The 20,756-nt window shown below is 64.9% G+C and carries 18 protein-coding genes; 6 read left to right on the top strand and 12 right to left on the bottom strand.

From position 1 onward, the window contains the following. Window position 1: 1 nt before the first annotated feature. Complete coding sequence (locus DL519_RS00965) at window positions 2-1,492, top strand: ABC transporter substrate-binding protein/permease (RefSeq protein ID WP_190812480.1); 1,491 nt, start codon at window positions 2-4, stop codon at window positions 1,490-1,492. After that, the gene (locus tag DL519_RS00960) at window positions 1,492-2,223 is read left to right on the top strand and encodes an amino acid ABC transporter ATP-binding protein (RefSeq protein ID WP_190812479.1); all 732 of its coding nucleotides are present in this window, start codon (window positions 1,492-1,494) and stop codon (window positions 2,221-2,223) included. Before DL519_RS00965 ends, DL519_RS00960 begins: the two co-directional genes overlap by 1 nt. Window positions 2,224-2,620: 397 nt before the next feature. Here DL519_RS00960 and DL519_RS00955 read toward each other — a convergent pair whose 3' ends face one another. Further along, the gene (locus DL519_RS00955) at window positions 2,621-2,758 is read right to left on the bottom strand and encodes a hypothetical protein (RefSeq protein WP_190812478.1); all 138 of its coding nucleotides are present in this window, start codon (window positions 2,756-2,758) and stop codon (window positions 2,621-2,623) included. A gap of 618 nt (window positions 2,759-3,376) precedes the next feature. On the opposite strand from DL519_RS00955, the gene DL519_RS00950 reads away from it, so the two are divergent. Continuing rightward, on the top strand, window positions 3,377-4,081 hold the full coding sequence (locus tag DL519_RS00950) for an ATP-binding protein (RefSeq protein WP_190812477.1): 705 nt from the start codon (window positions 3,377-3,379) through the stop codon (window positions 4,079-4,081). Continuing rightward, window positions 4,066-4,776 (top strand): response regulator transcription factor, encoded by a 711-nt coding sequence (locus tag DL519_RS45365; RefSeq protein WP_223838310.1) that lies wholly within the window; start codon window positions 4,066-4,068, stop codon window positions 4,774-4,776. The genes DL519_RS00950 and DL519_RS45365 overlap by 16 nt, the downstream gene beginning before the upstream one ends. Window positions 4,777-5,097: 321 nt before the next feature. Here DL519_RS45365 and DL519_RS00940 read toward each other — a convergent pair whose 3' ends face one another. The 10 genes from DL519_RS00940 to DL519_RS00895 all read right to left on the bottom strand — a co-directional run bounded on the left by DL519_RS00940 (window position 5,098) and on the right by DL519_RS00895 (window position 15,754). Next, the gene (locus tag DL519_RS00940; protein WP_190812476.1) at window positions 5,098-6,162 is read right to left on the bottom strand and encodes an alcohol dehydrogenase catalytic domain-containing protein; all 1,065 of its coding nucleotides are present in this window, start codon (window positions 6,160-6,162) and stop codon (window positions 5,098-5,100) included. Between the two features lie 173 nt (window positions 6,163-6,335). After that, complete coding sequence (locus tag DL519_RS00935; protein WP_190812475.1) at window positions 6,336-6,575, bottom strand: hypothetical protein; 240 nt, start codon at window positions 6,573-6,575, stop codon at window positions 6,336-6,338. A 338-nt stretch (window positions 6,576-6,913) separates the two neighbouring features. Further along, window positions 6,914-8,563, bottom strand: a complete 1,650-nt coding sequence (gene groL, locus DL519_RS00930; protein WP_190812474.1) for a chaperonin GroEL — start codon at window positions 8,561-8,563, stop codon at window positions 6,914-6,916. A 45-nt stretch (window positions 8,564-8,608) separates the two neighbouring features. Next, window positions 8,609-9,634, bottom strand: coding sequence for an NAD(P)-dependent alcohol dehydrogenase (locus DL519_RS00925; protein WP_190812473.1), 1,026 nt, complete (start codon window positions 9,632-9,634; stop codon window positions 8,609-8,611). Then, window positions 9,631-10,377 carry a metal-sulfur cluster assembly factor gene (locus DL519_RS00920; protein ID WP_190812472.1) on the bottom strand — a complete coding sequence of 249 codons (747 nt, stop codon included), beginning with the start codon at window positions 10,375-10,377 and terminating at the stop codon, window positions 9,631-9,633. The genes DL519_RS00925 and DL519_RS00920 overlap by 4 nt, the downstream gene beginning before the upstream one ends. Beyond that, complete coding sequence (locus DL519_RS00915; protein ID WP_190812471.1) at window positions 10,374-11,420, bottom strand: amidohydrolase family protein; 1,047 nt, start codon at window positions 11,418-11,420, stop codon at window positions 10,374-10,376. Before DL519_RS00915 ends, DL519_RS00920 begins: the two co-directional genes overlap by 4 nt. 80 nt (window positions 11,421-11,500) lie before the next feature. Then, window positions 11,501-11,836, bottom strand: coding sequence for a propane 2-monooxygenase effector subunit MimD (gene mimD, locus DL519_RS00910; RefSeq protein WP_223840180.1), 336 nt, complete (start codon window positions 11,834-11,836; stop codon window positions 11,501-11,503). A gap of 2 nt (window positions 11,837-11,838) precedes the next feature. Next, window positions 11,839-12,945, bottom strand: a complete 1,107-nt coding sequence (locus tag DL519_RS00905; RefSeq protein WP_190812469.1) for an aromatic/alkene monooxygenase hydroxylase subunit beta — start codon at window positions 12,943-12,945, stop codon at window positions 11,839-11,841. A 52-nt stretch (window positions 12,946-12,997) separates the two neighbouring features. Beyond that, window positions 12,998-14,041, bottom strand: coding sequence for a 2Fe-2S iron-sulfur cluster-binding protein (locus DL519_RS00900; protein WP_190823667.1), 1,044 nt, complete (start codon window positions 14,039-14,041; stop codon window positions 12,998-13,000). Window positions 14,042-14,122: 81 nt separating this feature from the next. Continuing rightward, window positions 14,123-15,754 carry a ferritin family protein gene (locus DL519_RS00895; protein WP_190812468.1) on the bottom strand — a complete coding sequence of 544 codons (1,632 nt, stop codon included), beginning with the start codon at window positions 15,752-15,754 and terminating at the stop codon, window positions 14,123-14,125. Window positions 15,755-16,043: 289 nt separating this feature from the next. Here DL519_RS00895 and DL519_RS00890 point away from each other — a divergent pair, with 289 nt between their 5' ends. Further along, on the top strand, window positions 16,044-17,816 hold the full coding sequence (locus DL519_RS00890; protein WP_190812467.1) for a sigma-54-dependent Fis family transcriptional regulator: 1,773 nt from the start codon (window positions 16,044-16,046) through the stop codon (window positions 17,814-17,816). 495 nt (window positions 17,817-18,311) lie between these two features. Beyond that, window positions 18,312-18,860: an iron-sulfur cluster assembly protein gene (locus DL519_RS00885; RefSeq protein WP_190812466.1), complete on the top strand. Its 549-nt coding sequence runs from the start codon at window positions 18,312-18,314 to the stop codon at window positions 18,858-18,860. A 174-nt stretch (window positions 18,861-19,034) separates the two neighbouring features. Here DL519_RS00885 and DL519_RS00880 read toward each other — a convergent pair whose 3' ends face one another. Then, complete coding sequence (locus DL519_RS00880) at window positions 19,035-19,979, bottom strand: hypothetical protein (protein WP_223838309.1); 945 nt, start codon at window positions 19,977-19,979, stop codon at window positions 19,035-19,037. Window positions 19,980-20,756: the final 777 nt, after the last annotated feature.

The following is a 20,756-nucleotide window of genomic DNA, read 5'->3' as shown; positions in this document are numbered from 1 at the left end:
AATGCCCCGTCAGCGAACCTGGGCGCGGCTAGCCACCGCGCTGCTCACCGGCCTGGCGGCCTGCCTGCTCGTGCCCACGAACGCGGCGGCCGCGGCAGAACCTCCCCCCACCGGCAAGCTCGCGGCACTGCGGTCCGGTCAGCTCCCGCTCCGGGTCGGCACCGACGCGACCTTCCCGCCGTTCGAGTTCACCGACGCCCAGGGAAACCAGCTCGGTTTCGACGTCGACCTGGTCCGAGCGCTGGCCGCGCGGGCCGGCATCAAGAACGTCGAGTTCGTCCAGATGCCGTTCGGCAACATCGTGCCCGCACTTCAGGCAAACCAGATCGACGTGGGCTCCTCGGCGATCTACATCAGCGCCGAACGCGCCAAAGCCGTCGACTTCTCGGACATCTACTACCCCGGCGGCCTCGCGATCTTCGCCAACGAGAAGGACAACTCCATCGCGTCGCTGGCGGACCTCGCGGGCAAGCGGGTCGCCGTCCAGGTGGGCACGAAGTCCGTGGACTGGCTCAAGCAGCACCAGCCCGCCGCGCAGCTGATCACCGTGCAGACCAACGAGCAGATGTTCTCGTCGGCTCGGCTTGGGCAGGCCGACGCCGTCGTGACCGGCGCGCCCGCCGGGAAGTACTTCATCGCCCAGCAGGGCGGCCTCAAGCAGGTCGGTGACCGGCTGACCGACGAGAACTACGGCTACGCGTTCCAGAAGCTCGATCCGGACCTGCGGGACGCGTTCAACACCGCGCTCAAGCAGATACGCGACGACGGCTCGTACCAGCAGATCACCGAGAAATGGTTCGGTGCGGAGACCACGGCGACCAAGCCGGCCGAGCGCCCCCTGTTCAACGTCACCACCATCATCGAGTCCTCGGGGCAGATCTGGCAGGGACTGCTCGTCAGCATCCAGGTCATCCTGAGCGCACTGGTGCTGAGCCTGCTGCTCGGCACCGTCGGCGGCTTCGCCAAGCTCAGCCGGATCCCGCCCGTCAGGTGGCTGGGCAGCGCCTACGTCTCGGTGATCCGCGGAACTCCGTTCGTGGTCCAGCTGTTCTTCATCTACTTCGGACTCCCCCAGCTCGGTCTGCAGTTCCCGCCCATGGCCGCCGGGATCATCGCGCTCGGGCTCTACAGCGGCTCGTACGTGACCGAGATCTTCCGCGGTGCCGTGCAGTCCGTCGACCGCGGCCAGCTGGAAGCGGCGCGCTCGTGCGGGATGCCGCACGCCTCGGCAATGCGCCACGTGATCATCCCGCAGGCCTTCCTGCGCATGCTGCCGCCGCTTGGCAACGAGTTCGTCTCGATGACGAAGAACTCGGCGCTGGTGTCCTTCGTGACCATCCACGAGCTGTTCCTCGTGGGACAGACGATCATCTCGCGCACCTTCGACGCGTTGACGGTCTACCTGTTCATCGGCCTGCTCTACTACCTGCTCACCAACCTCATCGGTTTCGCGACGAGCACCATCGAGAAGAAGATGGCGGTGTACATCTGATGGCACTACTCGAAGTTCAGGACCTGACCAAGGTCTACGGCGACGTCAAGGTGCTGCGCGGGGTCGACTTCACGATCGAACCCGGCCAGGTGGTCGCGGTGATCGGTCCCAGCGGCGGCGGCAAGTCCACGTTCCTGCGCTGCCTCAACCTGCTGGAGGCCCCGACCTCCGGCAGCGTGCGGTTCGACGGCGAAGAGCTGACGGGACGCGGTGTCGACCTCGACCGGTTGCGGTCCCGGATGGGCATGGTGTTCCAGCATTTCAACCTCTTCCCCAACATGACCGCGCTGCGCAACGTCGTGCTGCCCCAGATGAACGTGCTCAAGAGGTCGAAGACCGAGGCCGAGGCGAAGGCGCGCGACCTGCTGCAGCGCGTCGGGATGCTCGAACGCGCCAACGCCTACCCCAACAGGTTGTCCGGCGGGCAAAAGCAGCGCGTCGCGATCGTCCGCGCAGCCGCGATGGACCCGAAGCTAATGCTGTTCGACGAGCCGACCTCAGCGCTGGACCCCGAGGTCGTCCAGGACGTCCTCAACATCATGTCCGAGCTCGCCGACGACGGCATGACCATGGTCGTCGTCACCCACGAGATGGGCTTCGCCCGCAAGGTCGCCGACCGCGTCGTCTTCGTCGACGGCGGGAAGATCGTCGCCGACCTCCCACCGGCGGAATTCTTCTCCGACAGAAACACCAATCCCCGCATCCGCGCCTTCCTGGACAAGGTCCTCTGATGTGATGAAGGGGCGGGGCCTCGCTCCTGGTGGGTTTCCCCCGGCGGATGCCGGGGTTTCTCACATCCACGTCCACCAGGCCCGCTGACCAGGTGGGTGCGCAATTTCGTGAGAAATTGACGTTCACCCGGGTGAACGTCAATTTCTCACGAAATTGCGCACCCACTGTCGCCCACTCTGCACTCAATGGCGTACTACGAGCTCTTCGTCGGGGCCGCCGGGCCACCGATCCCACATCGCGGCATTAGCACTCGGTTCCGCCTCGCAATGACGTGCGTCGCAAAGTGCGACAGTGACGTGGCTGATATCGGCCTAGCTTCATATGCGTCGGCCCCAACAAAGCTGAGACGAGTCGACGGCGGTCGACCCGAACAGTGTTCGAGGTGATCAAAGCTGATCACGATGCCCCGAGGAGGGACAGGAGGCGATACCCGTGCTTCTCTCCACCCAGCGCGAACGGGCCGAGCGCCCGCACGACCGACTTTCCTCGTGCCCTTCCCAGCCCGGGGAGGCGGAGGTCCTGCGGTTCGGTCACCGTTATGCGGACCTCCGCGATCGTCGCCTAACGGACAGGCTGATCCTTGAGGATGCTGCGGAGGAGCGCGAGGAGCGCAACGCATCACTTGCCACTTCCACCGACGATGGGTGCACGAGTGCATAGGTTCGCCTGTGCACGTGATCATCGTGACCGGGCATCGATGGTGTCGTCGCTGCGAGGCCGAGGCGTTGGTCGCGGTAGACGAACTGACGGGTTCGGTCGCAGTGACCTGCACGCGTTGCCACAGGTGCCCTGGCACCGAGGCGACACGGCAAATACTCCGCACCTGCCGGGCCAGCCTGGCCGCCACCCGGGAGAGCGGCCGCGTTAACGCGTACCACCAAGAGCCCGCGGAGGCGGCGTGATGAATTCCCGGTTGGCGAGCAAGGGAAGTCCAAGATTGTCTCGGTGGTCAGGACCGGCACACCATCCTGAGCACTGCCGAGTCCGTCCGGTCGGTCGGCGTGCCAGTGCTGTAGTTGTCGACACCGTGCGGACCCGGGAGTGATGCGCGTTACGCACGCAACCGAAACTTGCACGGGCCAGCCTCGAAGTAACGGCCGTCAGTGGACATCGGCCATCCAACCGATCCGATCAGCGAAAACCGTGGTCATTATGTTCGTTTCTTCAGCTTTGGAGTCTCTGTCCGAGACCACCAGCTACGTAGGACGCCGACACGAGCTCGCGCAGGTCCGAAGCTTCCTGTCCCGGTCGCGGCTACTCACGTTGACCGGAGTCGGCGGCGTGGGCAAGACCCGGTTGGCGCGGCGGTTCGCCACAGAGGTGCGCCGAATATTCCCGGATGGTGTGCGGCTTGTCGACTTCACCTCAATCTGTGACGGCAGGTCGTTCGCGCCGACGGTGGTCGAGGCATTCGGGCTCCCTGAGTGCATCGGCGATGCCGGAATCGATACGGTGGCGAAGGAGCTCGCTAACAAGCAGTCACTGCTTGTGCTCGACAACTGTGAGCACCTGGTGGAGGCGTGCGCCAAGTTCGCTGACGCGGCACTGCGCGCTGCGCCAGGGTTGCGGATCCTGGCGACGAGCCGGGAAACTCTGTCGATCCTCGGCGAGTGCGTCCTGCCGGTGCCGAGCCTGTCGGTGCCGCCCGTTGGTGTGACGCTGTCCCCAGCGGCGCTGGACGAGTACGACGCGGTGCGCTTGTTCGTGGATCGCGCCGATGCGCTGGTCTACGGGTTCGTACTCGACGACCGAAACGCCGCGGCTGTGGCGACGCTCTGCCGGCGATTGGACGGAATACCGCTGGAGATCGAAATAGCGGGCTTCGGCTGCGGGCGCTATCGGTGCACCAGATCGTAGAACGATTACCGGACAGGTTACAGCTGTTGACGACCTCTTCCAGCGTTGCCCGATCACCGCTGCATCGCGATGCGCGTGCCTCGGCGGAGTGGAGTTCCGAACTCTGCTCGAAGCATGAGCGCGCGCTGTGGGCCCGCCTGTCGGTGTTTCCTGGCGAGTTCGATCTAGAGGCGGGCGAGAAGGTCGGCGCGGGCAGCGGGATACGGGCTGACGACGTGGTCTATTACCTGACCCACCTGGTCAAGAAGTCGATCTTGGTTCGGATCGATCAGGACTCGCGCGCACGGTACTGGCTGCCGGAGACGTTTCGGTGTTATGGCCGCGAATTGCTGAGCGAGTCAGGGGACGAAGCCTCGGTCATGCTGCGGTATCGCGACTGGTGCAAGTCCTCGGTGCCGCCGGCGACCAGCGGGGGGCCTAACCCCATAAGCACCGCTGTGAAAGAGCCAGTCGCGGCGCCCACACTCACGGCTCGCCCGGCCGGGACCGAGGCTCGATTCGTGTTGACTCGCCGGGAATTGCAAATCGCCGAGTTGGTCTCGCGGGGTTTGCGTGACAAAGAGATCGGAGCGATTTTGATGATCGCCCCTCGAACGGTCGAATCACACGTCGAGCACATCCGGGTCAAGCTCGGCTTCCGCTCCCGCGCGCAGATCGCCGCGTGGGTGTCACGGCCCAGCAGAAGTCCACTGTAGACTACGTCTATCCGCTGGCGCTTCGACGAGCGTGATCATTACGGAGCGCAAAAGGTTGGGTGAGCGCACGGCGCGCTGGCGAACTTCGACGTGGACGTGGGCCCGCTGTTCCAGACCTCGGCCGAGGTGCCCCGAGATCCGGGGCGCGGCCCCGGCCGTGGTGGCCGTGCGACGGCGATGCGGCTCAGCTGGTTTGCGGCCCGGTTTCCTCCACGGGCTCAAGTCACTCGATGCGACAGGGCGGACCCGTGGAACGCATCCGCGGCTCGGTCGTGGTTGATCCACTACCGAGCGGCGGAGGCTAGTTTCCGAGCGTCAGGCTCACGGAGTGTTCGAGTGTCGGCCGGGTGTGATCACGACCTTGAGCGCCTGGTTGGCCGCGGAGTTCTTGAACACGTCGTAGGCCTCGTCGATCTGGTCGAAAGTGAACGAGTGGGTGCCCATCTTCTCCGACGGGATACGGCCGCTGGCGACCATCTTGAGCAGGGTCGGGATCGAGACGGTGTCGACCAGGCCCATCGTCATGGTCACGTTGCTGATCCACATGTCCTGCATCGGGATCTCGACCGGTGTCCCGTGCACGCCGACGTTGGCGATGGTGCCGCCGGGCCGCACAATCGATGCGGCGGTGAGCAGGGTCTCCGGATAGCCGACGGCTTCGATCGCGACGTCGACGCCGAGCCCGTCGGTGAGCGCGGTGACGTCACTGACGGTGCCGGGTCCGACTTCGACTGCGTCGGTGGCCCCGAACTCCAGCGCCTTCTCCAGGCGGAACTTGTTGGAGTCGATCGCGATCACCTTGAACGCGCCCCACAGACCGGTGGTGAGCACCGCGGACAGTCCGACCGCACCGGCGCCGACGACCGCGACCGTGTTGCCGGGTCGGACGTTGCCCGCGAGGACGCCGACCTCGTAGCCGGTCGGCAGGGAATCGGCGAGGAAGATCGCTTGCTCGTCGCTGACGGCTTCCGGAATGGCGTAGAGCGAGGTGTCCGCGTACGGGACGCGAACGTACTCGGCCTGAGTGCCGTCGATCAGGTGGCCGAAGATCCAGCCGATCCCGCCCACGGTCTGGCAGTGCGACGGCATGCCCCGCTGGCAGTACTCACAGCGACCGCACTTGGTGATTGCCGGGACCAGCACCCGGTCTCCCACGGAGAACCCGCGAACCGCAGCCCCGACCTCGGTGATCGTGCCGACGGCCTCGTGACCGAGGATCCGGCCGTCGGTCACCGCTGGAACATCGCCCTGCAGGATGTGCAGGTCCGTACCGCAGATCGTGGTCGTATCGACCTTGACCACGACGTCGGTGGGTTCCTGCACGGCCGCGTCCGGTACGTCCTCCCAGGCCTTGTTGTCCGGGCCGTGGTAAACAAGTGCCTTCATCTGCTACCTCCGTTGGTCGCACGTCGCACGCCCGGCTCGTTGCTGGTTGGCCGGCACGTCGGCTTGACCGACGCTAGTGACGCCGTTGACAAATGGCTGTCTCGTTATGGGACTGCTTCGACCCGGGGCGAACCGCAGAAGTGGATCACCGACCCGCTGGCGGGACACTCGATTCAGCCGATGTAGCTGATGTAGCTGATGTAGCTGATGTAGCTGATGTAGCTGATGTAGCTGATGTAGCTGATGTAGCTGATGTAGCTGATGTAGCTGATGCCGGAGGCGTCGATCTTGGCACGTCGCCGCAAGGCCCAGCGGCAGGTCCGGCCGGGCGTCCAGCGGATCTTGCCCGGGAGTCCGATTCCTTTGAAATCGCGGAAGTTGTCCACAACCACCGGCGTGTCGTGACCCAACACGCCGCCACCCCGCAGGTTCCATTGAAATTGCGGGAGTTGTCCACAACCACCGGCGTGTCATCGCCCGACACGCCGCCACCCCGCAAGTTCCATTGAAATTGGGACTTTTCGCGTTTCTCAATTCTCGCGAGACCGGCTTCTACCGGTGGCGCCCCAAACTCGAGACGCCCCAGCGCGGCAGAAGTCGCGACCAGCCCCGGGGCTCGTCGTTGGTTCATTACCCGGCGAGCCAATCACGACCACTCGCCCGCCGCGACCGCCCAGTACGGAACATGACGGCGTCATCTCCCGGGGACGAATCAGGACGAGGTGTGGCCATTGCAAGACAGCGTTGAACCTCAGTAGATGTTGGACGGGCGGACCATGCCTTCGGCGAGATCGCCGAAGCCGGGAGCGACGATCGCGCCGGGGTTGCCGATGATCTCCTCCACGACGGCGGTCTCGGTCGTGATGAGCAGTGCCGCAATCGATGCGGCGCTTTCGAGCGCGGCGCGGGTGACCTTGAACGGGTCGATCACACCGTCGTCGAACATGTCGCCGTATTCACCAGTGAGGGCGTTGAACCCGTGCCCGAGCGGCAAGCCGGCGACCACCTCGACGACCTCGTCGCCGTCGAAGCCGGCGTTGATCGCGATCCAACGGAGGGGTTCGGCAAGAGCGCGTCGCACGACACCCCACCCGATTGCCTCGTCCTCGGGGAGATCGACATCCGTGAGTGCCCGGTGTGATTGCACCAGCGCGGTTCCACCACCGGACACGATCCCCTCCTCCACCGCAGCGCGGGTGGCGGCCAGAGCGTCCTCAACGCGAAGCATCCGCTCCTTGAGCTCGACGCTGGTGGCGCCGCCGACTCGGATGACGGCGACCCGCCCGGTGAGCCGGGCAATGCGCAGTTCGAGGCTTTCCTGGTCGGCATCGATCTTGGCACGTTCGCGCTGGGCCTCGAGCTGCGCGAGGCGGGCGTCGAGGAGACGCTGGTCCCCGTGACCGCCGACGATGGTCGTCTCGTTCTCGGTTACCGTGATGCGGTCACACGAACCGAGATGGCCGACAGTCACCTCGGACAGCTCGATGCCGGTGTCCTTGGCGATTACCTGCCCACCCAACGCCACCGCGAGGTCTTCCAGTTCGGCGACGCGGCGGTGCCCGAAACCGGGTGCTCGGACGACCACCGACTGCATCGTCTTGTGCATGTTGCCGCCGACGAGGAGTTGCAGAGCCGGTCCGTCGACTTCCTCGGCCAGCACGACCAGCGGCCGGTCGGCGCGCTTGGCCACCTCGATGCTCGGCATGATGTCCTGCACCTGGGTGATCTTCTTGTTTGTCAGCAGAATCAGCGGATTGTTGTGCACCGCTTCCATCCGCTCTGGGTCGGTGACCATGTACCCGGAGGTGTAACCGTGGTCGAACTCGATGCCGTCGACGATGTCGGTGGACAGTCCGAGAGTGTCGCTCTCCTCGGTGGTGACCACTCCGGACCTGCCGACGTAGTCGACGGCCTGCGCGATGGCATGTCCGATCGTTTCGTCATCACTGGCGGCGAGGGTCGCGATCCGCTGCAGGTCGCTCTGGCCACTGACCTGGGACGACTGATCGCGGAGCGAGTCGACGACCACGGACACGGCTCGCTCGATGCCGCGGCGCACTCGCATGGGGTTGGCGCCGGCTTCGACGGCCCGGAGCCCCTCGCGGACCATCGCCTGAGCCAGCACGGTCGCGGTGGTGGTTCCATCGCCGACCACACCATTGGTTTTCATCGCCACTTCTTTGACCAGCTGGGCGCCCATGTTGGCGAAGGGTTCGCGTAGCTGGATCTCGCGGGCGATGGTCACGCCGTCATTGGTGATCGTGGGGGGTCCGGTGAGCTTTTCGAGTACCGCGTTGCGTCCCTTGGGGCCGAGGGTCACCTTGACCGCGTCGGCGAGGGCGTTGACGCCGTGCTCGAGCCGCGACCGTGCTTCCTTGTTGTAACGCAGCTCTTTGGCCATGGCTGATATTCCCTTCGTGCTTTCTCGTACGGAGATTGCGGTGTTCTACGGGATGAGAATCGCCCGGCCGCGCACCCGCCCGCCATCGAGATCGTCAAGTGCCTGCTGGAAGTTCTCGAGGCGGTACTTGGTCGTGTGCAAAGTGACTTTGCCCTGGGCAGCAAGGGTCATGAGCTCCTGCAGGTCGTTGTAGGAGCCGACGAGGTTTCCGATGAAGTTGATTTCCGTGGAGATCACGTCGATCGTCGAGACGTCGATGTTCTCGCCGTATCCGACGACATAGTAGTTTCCCGCGCGACGCAGCATCGCGATTCCTTCTCGGGTCGCGCCGCCCTCGCCGACGAAGTCGACGACGGCTTCGGCGCCGTGCCCACCGGTCAGGTTCAGTACCTGCTCGATGTGGGTGCCGTCGGCGACGATGCCGTGATCGGCGCCGATCTGCACCGCGAGCTCGACGGCGGCGGGGTTGCGGTCGAGCACGACCACGGTGACTCCGGAGATCGCCTTGAGGACCTGGATGCCGATGTGGCCGAGCCCGCCGGCACCGATCACCACGCACACGTCCCCGGGCCGGGTCGTCTTCGCCACCTTCGCGACCGCGTGGTACGCCGTCAGGCCCGCGTCGGCGAGCGCAGCCACGTCGGCCGGCTCGAGCGAGTCGTCGATCCGTATCACGCTGCGGGCGGTGGTACGCAGGTATTCCGCGTAGCCGCCGTTGACGTCGATGCCGGGGAACTTGCTGTCCTGGCAGTGGACGTCGTCGCCGGAGCGGCAGGCGCGGCACAGCCCGCACGTGATGAGTGGGTGCAGGATCACCTTGTCGCCGACCGCGACGTTCGTGACGGCACCGCCCACGGCGTGGACCCAACCCGCGTTTTCGTGGCCAATCGTGTAGGGCAGATCGACGCCGCTCTTTTCCTCCCACTGCCCTTCGAGGATGTGCAGATCGGTGCGGCAGACGCCGGCACCGCCGATTCGCACGATGACATCGAGCGGGCCCCCGACCGTGGGTTCGGGAATGTCGGTGAGCTGCAGCTTGGTGTGGTATCCCACAACCTGCACGGCCTTCATCGCGGACTCCTGGTTGTTCTGAGGTTGGTGATCCGGGGCGCCGCGCCGGCGGACTCGCTGCCGGTGTAGCGCGTGGCGAGCAGGCCACGGCAGAAGTGGGCGTTGCCTTCCATCGAGATACGCACCGACTTGGCGAGTCGCAGGCGCATGGGCACCGACTCGGGAGGTATGCGCTTGCCGTTGTCGTCGACGAACACCCGGCTGGCCGGGCAGCTGCTCAGTCCGATGCCGGCGCGGCGGCGCAGCAACGCGTCTTTGTTCTCTCCTGGCACGAGGTCGCCGAGGGTGAGTCGGTAGATTTCGTTCGCTTGCAGGCCGGTTCGCTTCAGGTGCGCCTCGACGCACCGTTCCATCGCCGCTGCGTGCGCCTTGGAGAGGAACGTTCTGCGCAGCTCACGTAGGCTCTCCTCCGCCTCGGGGCCGAACGTCCCGACGTAGCCCGCGTCGGCGGCCAGACCGGCGTTGATCTTTTCGCTGTCGTGATGGTCGTCCAGCAGCACCTGTACCTGACCGATGTCCTCGACCAGGCGCAGGGCATCCAGTGTGTCGGAGGCCATGAGGTAGGCGAAATTCGGCGAGCAGAAGGCGGTGGGGAGCCGCAGGTGGACGGTGACTCCGTCGTCGTCGAGGGTAACCGACCGGACGAAGCCCAGATCGATGATCGGCGCGTCCAACTCCGGGTCCATGACCGTCGACAGCGCTTCGATGACGTCCTCTTCCGTGCAGACAGCGGTGGCGGTCATGACGACACGATCTCCCGCGCCCCGGCAGCGACCTCGACGCCTTCCTGTCCGGCCGGCTCGGCCAACTGCAGGTTTGCGGGAACGTCGATGCCGTAGAGGGCTGCCGCGTTGAGCCCGAGGATCTTCTTCTTCTGGTCGACGGTGATCTGGTCGTATTCGGTGAGCATGTCCTCGGGGATCTGGAAGTCGACGAAGCGCTCGATGAGCCATCGAGGAGTCCACAGGGCGTAATCGCTGGAGAACTGGATGCGGTTTTCGTCGAGCCAATAGAGCAGCTCGCCGATGATCTGCGCGAAGTACCGTGGTCTGGTGTGGATGAACGGCATTGCGACGGCGAGGCCGGCGTGCACGTTCGGTTCCTGTGTTGCGATCCAGCAGAAGTCTTCCAGCCGAGGAAGACCGCAGTGCTCGACGACGAAGTTCAGTTCCGGGAAGTCCGAAGCCGCCTTGTCGACGTCCGCGACGTCGAAGGCGTCGCGGTCCAGCGGCCGGATGGTCGGTCCCTTGTGGATGTGGATGTTGGTGATCCCCAGTTCCTGGCAGGTCTCCAGGTAGCGATAGCTCCAGGGGTCGTCCAATTTGTACCCACGTGAATCGCCTTGCCACTCGGCCGTGTAAAGCTTCACGCCCTTGAGCTTGAACCGCTCGGCGTCGCGCCGGAGCTGGTCCAGCCCGGCCTGCCCGAAGCGGGGATCCCAGCAGTGGTTGTAGGTCAGCTTGCCGGGATACCGCTGGGTGAGCGCGAAAGCTTCCTCGGTCTGCCCGAACCCGTTGCGGTAGAAGGCCCCGAGGTGGGCGGGCTGGAAGATCGCGTGGTCGACGTACCCGTCGGTGAACAGGTCGCGCATCAGGCGCTCGCCGCCGTAGTAGAGGTACTCCTCGTACGACCACAGCTCCGACTCCGGGCTCAGGTTGCGGTGGTAGTCGTAGAAGCAGTCGATGAACTGCTTGCCGTGGACGTTGAGCTGGTTTTCGGGACGAGCATCCCACAGCGCGATGTGCGCATCGACGATGAAGTAATTCTCGCCGTCCTTCTGATACATCGAGTCCTCGCTTGATCCTGGTTCGGATAGATGGTGGGTGGTCCGTCTGGGGCCACCGCAGTGGCCCCAGACGGGCACGATCATTTCGCCGTGAGATCGAACCCGATGTACTCGGCAGCATCCTCGGGGCTGGCGAACAGGAGGGTCTTGTCGTCGAGGTGGACCATGCGCCCGTAGTGGGTGGAGCTGATCTCCTCGAAGATGGAGCCGTCGAACTCATCGCCCAAAGCCTCGGTGAGCTCGTCGTAGTCGAAGGTGAGCAGACGCTGGCCGTCGACGCGGATCATCGACGGGTACTCCGTTAGCTCCACACCGTCCTTCGCGCCCATCACTTCCGCAACGACCCGGCCGACGGGGGTGTTCATCAAGGTGACGCCACACATGTTGGAGAACTCGGTGGCCGATCCGAATTGCATGTTCACTTGTCCAACTCCTCCGGGATGTCGAGCCCGATGTCATCGAGCAGGGAACGGAACTTGTCCGTGGCGGCGTCGAGACTGGTCGCGAAGGTGACCGCCTTGTCTGCCGGCTGCGACCAGATCGGCTGCAGCGCCCGCGCCGCCGCGAGACACCGCGGCACCCAGGTCACCAGCCAGGTGCCGAACAGCTCCTTATTCGACTCCCCGTGCTCGCTGTCGCGGGCGAGCAACCGGAAGAGGTTGCGGGTATAGGCGAGGTCCCGGTCGTAGTCGTGCTCACCGGTGCCCACGATCGTGGGCGTGATGTAGTCGCCGTTGCCGGCGGCGATCTGCATGACCAGTTCGCTGCGGAACAGAGAACCCACCAGTTGCTCGAAGACGATGTTGGAGCCGAACAGCAGCTCACACCAATCCGGTACCGCGGTCAGCCGCTCGACGACCTCACGGGTGGGCTGCCATTCGGGCGCGGACTGCCAGACCTCCTTGTGCGCTGCTCCGTCGAAGTCCTCAGCAGCCTCCGACAGATCAAGATTGAACAGCGCCAGGTCCTGAGCGAACCGCATCTTGTGGGCGGCGTTCACCGCGACAGCGGTGTTGATCATGTTCGTCGGGCAGGAACGCTGGATGGAGGTGAACACGTGTAGCGCCAGCCCGTTCTCGGCATGCATCCACGCGCCCAGGTTGCGGGCGATGAACGTCAACCACGGGGTGCCCCATGCGTCGTAGACCCGGGCGCGCTTGGCGTTGGACAGGCACAACTCCACCTGGTGGACGACCTTGGAGTTGTTGCGGTAGATGGTCTGATCCCACTCCTCGTTCGGGTCGCGAAAGGCATGCCAGTTCGCCGACTTCGCGGCCGTCCAGTCCTGCGGGTATCCGCCGGGGCCGTTGCCGAAGCCGTAGATCCACCCCTGGGTCAGGTGCCGGTCGGGGTCGGGCTGTACGTCGACGGTCACGTCCTCGTACGTCGTCGAGCGCAACTTGGCCGGCTTGTAGTAGTTGAAGGTGCGGCTTCGGGAGCTCGGGAACTCCAGCGCGCCGGCCTCGGAGTCGGTGAATTCGATCTTGGGGAAGCTGCGTTGCCTGGTACCGGTGGTTTCAGTCATCTCGTTTCTCAGTTCTTGTCGGCGAAGGAAGGAAGATGGGTTCCTGCTGCGACTACTCGAAGGCTGGGCTGGTGAACTTGTCGTAGAAGACCTGATCCTTCGGGGTGTTGTTCGCCTCGAGCAGTTCGAGCGCCGCATCCACCATCGGCGGCGGCCCACACAGGTAGACCTCGGACTTGCCGATGTCCGGTTCACGGCGACTGACGACGTCGGTGACATTGCCTTCCTCGACGGCGATCTGGCCCGAGGGCCAAGGGTCCATCGATTCCGAGAGGCAGGCCACGAACCTGAAGCCCGTCAGGTTCTTCCCGAGCTCGAGGATCTCGTCGAGGTAGAACAGGTCTTGTGGGGTGCGGGCTCCGTAGTAGAAGTGCACCTGCCGGGTGTTGCCTGTTTCGCTCATGTGCCGCAGCAACGACAGAATCGGTGCCATCCCTGCTCCGCCCCCGATGAAGACAATCGGCAGGACGTGCCCCTCTTTGAGGGTGAACGACCCGTAGGGGCCGGTCAGGGAGATCTCGGCACCCACCGAGATCCCGTCCTCGAGCAGGCCGGCGAACTTGCCGCCAGGGTACTTCTTGATGAGGAATTCGACCTGTCCCAGCGTCGATTGTGTCGTCGCCATGGAGAAGGACCGGTGTTCCCCGGTTCCCGGGATCTGCAGGTCGGAGTACTGTCCCGGTTTGAACTCGTACGCTGCGGGATCGACGGTCCGCAGACGCAGCGACACGATGTCCTTGGTCATCGGCTCGAGCGCGACCACCTGTGTGCGCACATCCTGGATGGCGACACCGCTGAGTAGTTCGTCCTCGTCGAAGTTCAGCAGTTCGATGGTGCAATCGCTGAAGGCATGTGAGCGGCAGAGCAGCACGAATCCCTCTTCGACCTCGGCGTCGTTACACGCGAACGTCGAGTAGTCCGCCATCTGAATCTCGCCGTCGAGGACGTAGGACTTGCAGGCCGAGCACCGCCCCTCGCGGCAGCCGTGCATCAGGTGAATTCCCTGCCGGAATGCGGCATCGAGGATGTTCTCCTCTTCGCCGACTTCCATCTCGATGTCAACAGGCTCGAAGTTGATACGGTGCATGTCGGCCACGGGTTTGTCTCCTTGGCTCGGAAAATGTGGTGCTACTGCGGGTGGCGCCGGAGTGGACACGACGCCACCCGCCGACCCGGGTCAAGCCGGAGTTGCGCCTGCGCGATATGCGGCGATGTGGGTTTCGCGTTCGGCGTCGGACATCTCGTTCAAGAGCACGTTCGGGCTCTGGAACGTGTTGCCCCGCACGTCGTCGAGAGTCCACAGCTTCTTCGGGTCGTCCAGATCGAGATGCGGCTGGCCCACGAGTGTCTTCCCGTCGTCGCGGACGTACCCGAGATCGGAGACGATGTCGGCGAGATCCTTACCGTGGTGCAGGGTTTCCCACTCACGGAATCCGGTCAGCCGGCCCATGTTCGGAGTCGGCCTGCCCTGGTACTCGCCACGGAAAGCGACGGCGTCGGTCCAGTAGCAGGTTTCCGAGCAGTAGGTCCGCCACTGGTCGTCGACCTTCTCCACGACCATGTCCTCGCGGATGAGTGCGGGCACCATGCAGGTCCAGCACCGGTGCGGGTACTGGTATCCGACCTCCTCGAACGCGATCGGCTTGTTCCGGCCGGGGTAGGCGAGCCGGTTGTACTCTTCCCACCACTTGCCGTACTTCGAGTACCAGCCGGGGTACTTGTGCTCGAACCACTCGAAGTCGGCGTCGGTCATCGCGTCGATCCGCCAGTAGTTGACCGGCCACCCGGTGGCGAAGAACCGGGCCACCTCGTGGACGTAGCCCTTGTCGACGATGCGCTTCCACGCCTCTTCGACCAGGTCGTGCGGAATCGTCAGCCCGTACTTCTCGAGCGGGATGAGGTAACTGCGGTAGTAGTCGTCGTAGATCCACCGACGCCACATCTCGGCATAGCTCTCCCGATCCTTGCGGCGGTCCTTCGTGCCGTACTCGATGAACGTGCCGATCGCGGCGTCGACCACGCAGTGGTTGTTCCACCACGCGTACCGCAGGTCCCGCTCGAGCAGCGGACGGTTCCGTTCGTCGGCGAGCGCCATGAGCAGGATCGAGTAGCCGTTGGAGATGTGCCGCGACTCGTCCGACTGCACCGAATGGAACACGGTCGGCAACAGGTAGTCACCGTTGGCCGCGGCCTCGTCGGGCATAGCCACGAACAGCGTGTTCGTGAACGCGGTCTCCGCGACCACGGTCAGGTAGATGTTCGCCGCGGTGATCGCGTCACCGGTGATGAACCCTTCACCGAACTGCCGGCCGATGGTGCCCGCGTAGTTGTTCGCGAACGCCTTCTCCGTCATGTCGAACCCGGCAGGGTCGATGTAGTTGTTCATGTACAACTTCTTGAGGTTCATCTGAATCGTCGAGTGGCGAACCTCGTCGATCATCTGCACCGCCAGCCCGTTGTGGATCTCCGGGTTGGGTACGGCATCGATGGCCATCGGCATTGCCCGTGCGGCCGAGATCTCCGGGAACGGGATGATCGACAGAAACAACTTCTGCCACTCGAGCCATCGCTGCTGCACCTGACGGAACATGTTGCCGCGGATGGCCCCGTCCATGGCGCCGTACACGCGGTTGTCCTTCTCCTCCTCCATCGGGAAGTAGGACCGCATGATCTGCTTGAGCGGGTCCTTCTTCGGGGCCTTCTCGAAGGTGTAGTCGGTGCCGAACCTGGTCGCCGGAGTGGCGAACGTCGGCTCCCACGAGAGCTCGGTGATCTTCTTGTGAGCTTTGCTCAGGCTCTGCCTGCTCAACGCCTGCCTCCCGGGGTGGGATGGGTTCTCGGTCCGACGACTGGCCGCAGCTGAGGAGCGATTCGATGCCGCGTTCGACGTTTGTCATCGCTGCGTTCGACGCCCGTCATCTCCTTGTACGACGCCCGTCATCGCGGTGAAATGGAACCCCGCAGCAGGCTGTAGCGAGCGTCTCAATCTGAGACCTATCTCACGTTGAGACGTGGCTACCGTGCCCGGTGAACCGGGCAGGGACGGCCCGCGGTAGGCGGAACCGCGCCTGCCGACGGCCGGAATCGAGAGGACAGACATGCCACGTCGCCTACCGACCAATACCCGAGAGGTGCAGGAAGCGCGCGAGCGGTTCCTGAGCACGCACGAACCCGATAGCACCGCCGTGCGAGAGAGCATCCTGACCTCGTGGCGCCGCTCGCAGGCGTTGCGCGTCCAGGTCGACGCGCCACACCTGCCCTTCGTGCGGGAACCGAACCTCGACAGCCCGCTCGCCACGGCCGCCGCGCCGGTGCTCCGGCAACTGGCCGACGGGCTGGCCGACGAGGCGGTTAGCGTTATCTTGACCTCGGCCGACGGAGTCGTACTGACCAGAATCGGCGCGAGCAGGGGCCTCAGTCGTCACCTCGACGACGTCCAGCTGGCTCCCGGATACAGCTACGCCGAGGAATTCGTCGGCACCAACGGGATCGGCACCGCCCTCGAAACCCGTGCGCCGACGTTGGTGATGGGTTCCGAACACTACGCCGAGCAGCTCGGCCGCCTGGCCTGCGCCGGCGTCCCGATCACTCACCCGATATCCGGCACCCTCATCGGCGCGCTCGACCTGACCGGCTGGGTCGACGACGGCGGCGGCTCCCTGCTGGCCACGCTCGCCAAAACCGCCACCAATCAGATCGAGGGGCGACTACTCACACAGGCCAGCAAGCAAGAGACCGCGCTGCTCAACGCCTACATGAGGGCCTGCCGCCGCTCCCCACAGCACGGTGTGCTGGCCATCGGTCACGACCTCGTCCTGATGAACCGGCACCTGCGCCAGGAGTTGGACGTCCGGGATCAGGCCGCCCTGCTCGAGCACGCGGCGGACTCGACCGCGACCACCGCACCCCGCCTCGTCGCCACCCTGCCGAGTGGGCAAACCGTCCGGCTCTGCAGCGCCGAAGATTTCCCCCAGGTAAGCCGCGCCACGATGGCCCTGTTCCACGTGCACCTGATCGTCGAAGCGTCCCCGGCCTTCGTTTCCGCCGCCGTGCAGGCCCACCCGCTGCCGGGCGTCGTCGGCTCCAGCGTCTCGTGGCGCCGCAGCTGCCAGCAGATCGCGCGTTGCGTGCGTGAGGGACGGTGGGTCGTGGTCTCCGGGGAGCCCGGTTCCGGTCGCTGCGAAACGCTCAAAGCAGCGGCAGCACAGTACAGCCCATCCGCACTTACGCGGGTTTTCACGGCGGCCGATCTCCGTGGCCCCGCCGGCGACCGAATCCTCGCCCAAGAACTCGACAGGGAGCGCTTCAGCGTCATCCTGCGCGACCTCGACACGCTGGGGCAGGCTCGGCTGGCCGCCCTCGCCGACCTGTTCCAAGGACACGAGCACGCCGGTTGGGTCGGCGCAACCATCAGCACCGCGAGCCACGACACCACCCTCGACGCGCTGATCTTGCCTTTCTTCGGCGAGACCGTGCCCGTCCCCGCGCTGCGCCACCGCATCGAGGACCTCCACGAACTGGTGCCGCACCTGCTCCGTCGGCTCGGTCACGGCACCGACCTGGCCCTCTCACCTCAGACGATGCGGCAACTGTCCAAGTACAGCTGGCCCGGCAACGTCGCGCAGCTGGGTCAGGTGCTGCATGAGGTGATCCAGCGGCAACGTTCCGGAACCATCGGCGTCGATCAGCTGCCACCGGTGTGTCGCGCCCTGTCACGCCGCACGCTCACCCAGATCGAGGCCCTCGAACGAGACGCCATCGTTCGCAGCCTCGCGGAGAACCGGGGCAACAAGAAAGACGCGGCCGCCGCGCTCGGCGTCTCCCGCGCAACGATCTACCGCAAGATCAAAGAATTCGGCATCGACCTCTGACCGGACTTCCGTGGGGCAGGTGCAGGTGGCCGTTAACGCGGCGAAATTGCGAGGATTGTCTCATATTGAGATATGCAAAAGCTCTTGGTCGGTGTTTGATTCCCGTCATCCCGGGCTCCGCGACAACCTTCCCGGGCAACGTTGCGCACCGGAGGCAAAGCGTGAGCCGAGAGAACTTGAGCAAGGCGCACAAAGAGATCACGGAGGTGCCGTGGGGATCCGACCGTTCGCCACCGCGGCGACCCGGTTCGGCACGGACTACAAGTTCGGCAAGTCTCCGCAGAAGGACCCGCTGAAGCACATCATCCGCGGGTGAAGTGCTCGCGTCGGTGGGATTACGCCGCACATTCGCCCACCCCGGTGGTGTCGCCCGGAAAAGGCGAGGCGGGAACGTCCCGGCACACACGGCTGCAGGCGCCGCGTTATCGCACGACCACGAAATCTCAGGCGGTGTGGGCAATCGCCAGCCAACGCCGGGGAGGAGCTCCGTTGAGGATGAACGCTGAACTGAACAGCAGTCTGCTTCGGCAGGTGTGGGATGTCCTGGGGGGAATCCGTCCACCGGGCGAGCAGCATTCCCTGACCGAACTTGGCTTTGTCACGGCGGTTTCCACTAACGGTGTGGATGTGCGAATCCTCCTGCGCGTCCCCAAAGCCATGTGCTGGACGGAAGGGCAAAGTCAGTTGCTGGCCGACCTCGAAAAGGCCGTCCGCGGGATGCTGACGCTTGGTAAAGTCGAACTGACGGTGAAACCATACAAAGGCGTTCTGGACATCTCAGATCCTCTTCCATGCACGACCATGATCGGTGACCACGGGAGTGACGCGTCCGCTTTCCACCCGGCCGCACCGGCCACAGGGCCCGTTGATCACTACGGTTGCCTCGCCGATGCCGTCGACTCTGGCTGGATCATCGACGACGTCGAACAAACCAAGGGCCGGTGCGGGTCGCGCAACCATGAGCTCCGCACTGCCAGCGTGCGTGTCTTCATCCGGGCACGCGTTGAACAGCACAGCTGCAGCCCGGCTTGGACGCGGGACTGACGGCGCTGCGTCGTGCGACGAGCAAAGCCCGTAACTGCCCTGCGGGGCCCGTGCGCGCTTCGGGGGTGGCGGTCGCATCACCGGAAACCACCGCGCTATAGGGGCACTTTCCGCGTCCACCGGAACGGATTTGCCCCTGCGTCTCCCTTGTGCCGGTCTGTTTCCCGGCGCGGCTTACGGCAGCCCGCAGGCGTGCAGGCTGCCGCCCGTGCTGGGCAGGAGCGTCCCGAGCGGATACAGCCCCACGGCCTGCAGATCCAGCCCAGCCCGTTCGGCGACTGTCCGCGCCACGGAGAGAATGCGGGACTCGGCCGGATCCTCCACGCATATCAGCAATCGCCCAGATCGTCCGTGCAGCTCTGGGCAACCGACTCGCAGGACTTGCACCACATAGGCCAACCGGACCAGCTCGGAGTAACTGGTGACCTGCTCGGTCGCAGCGATGCGGCGCCAGACCGGATCGGCATCGGCTAGAAACCGCAGCGCCTGGCGGGGCGTGGTACCTGGCAACCGGCCGCGGGCAATGTCCGCAATACCGGCCAGCCCCTCGACGCCGACAGCGTGCAGGCCCTCGGCGAGACATCGCCGCTCCACCAGCGCGTGGACCTGGGCGTTGCGCTGACGCACCAAATCCTGCCAGTAGTGCCACAATTCCGGTGGCAGCATCGGCGCACCCCGCTCGTCCAGCAAGGCGGCCAAGTAGTGCAGCCGGGGTATGTCCCAGTCCATTGTGAGAGGCACTCGTATCGCCGCCCACCGCGCTAACGCGCCCGCGAGTCCGGCCAGTGCCGCTGAGGTCGTGGTCTCATATGCGGAAAGCTCCGCGTCGGCCCGCAGAGTGTGCAGAGTGCGCACCTGCTCAGGTTGCGGTGCCCGCGTCAATTCCACCGCTCCCGCCGCTCCCACCGCACACAACGCTCCGGTCCCCCACAGACACAGTCCGGAGGACAGCACCACCTCGTCGACCGCGACCTGACGCGCACGCAACTGCGACAGCCCAGCCGCACGCACCCAGTGCCGGTCATCCTCCCCGCCAAGAGCCACGAACCAGCTGCCGCCCGCTGGTGACGACTCCTCCACCGCTGCTCCGCCCAGCGCCACATCCTGCGCGCCAAGCAAGCTAAGCAGGTGCTCCAATCCGCGCCGCGCCCGCCTCAATGACTTGCACTCCGGTGCACTGGAGTGCAAAGTGAACCGATCGGTCAATCGCACCTTCCCCACGGCGGTCGCGCACCACGGCACCGGAACACCAACCGTCTGCGGAGACGGCTCGAGTCGCAGCATGTGAAACCTCCTGGCGAGAAGAACTCGGGGAAACGGAAAGCGGCTGACATCACCACCACCGAGCCGGGATGCCGTCGCCTGTCGTCCCTAAAAGAACGCGTGCTACTAATACAAGTTGGCGATGTGGCCCGATCGAGCTAACGGTGCCTATATGAACAGCTGTTCGTGCACTTTTTTCCGTCGGTCGATGGCCGCATGCATTGCCAGGTGACCTGGTGCCTTTCACGACGCCCGCGCAAGGACGTCGGCACACCGCATTAGCAGACTCCACAAAGCGTCCGCGAGTTTCATTGAGTGTTTTCCGGCCTCTTCTTGCATTGCGGTGCCGGTAGCGGTATTTCAGCGGTGTTCTCGGCTCCGGGATCCCGGACTTGTGCATGACCAATACGCGGCGTCCGGGCTGTCCTCGCGAGAAGACCGCTGAGAACCCGCGGCGGTGCACGTTGCGAAGGTGGGCCAAGGTGGCTACGCCGGTTGCGGAGCCCGGACCGTGGGACTTCAGGCGTCGCGCCTGCGGATCAGCCAGGATGAAAAAGGCTCACTGTAACGACAACTATCAATCTGGGTAAGCCGCTGTGGAGCGGGCGGAGTGTGACTCCACCTCCATCCGAG

Origin of the sequence: Saccharopolyspora pogona, from assembly GCF_014697215.1 — a bacterium.
GTDB classification, from domain to species: domain Bacteria; phylum Actinomycetota; class Actinomycetes; order Mycobacteriales; family Pseudonocardiaceae; genus Saccharopolyspora; species Saccharopolyspora hattusasensis.
Note: the sequence above shows the minus strand (reverse complement) of the source record. Positions and strands in the feature narration are given on the sequence as shown.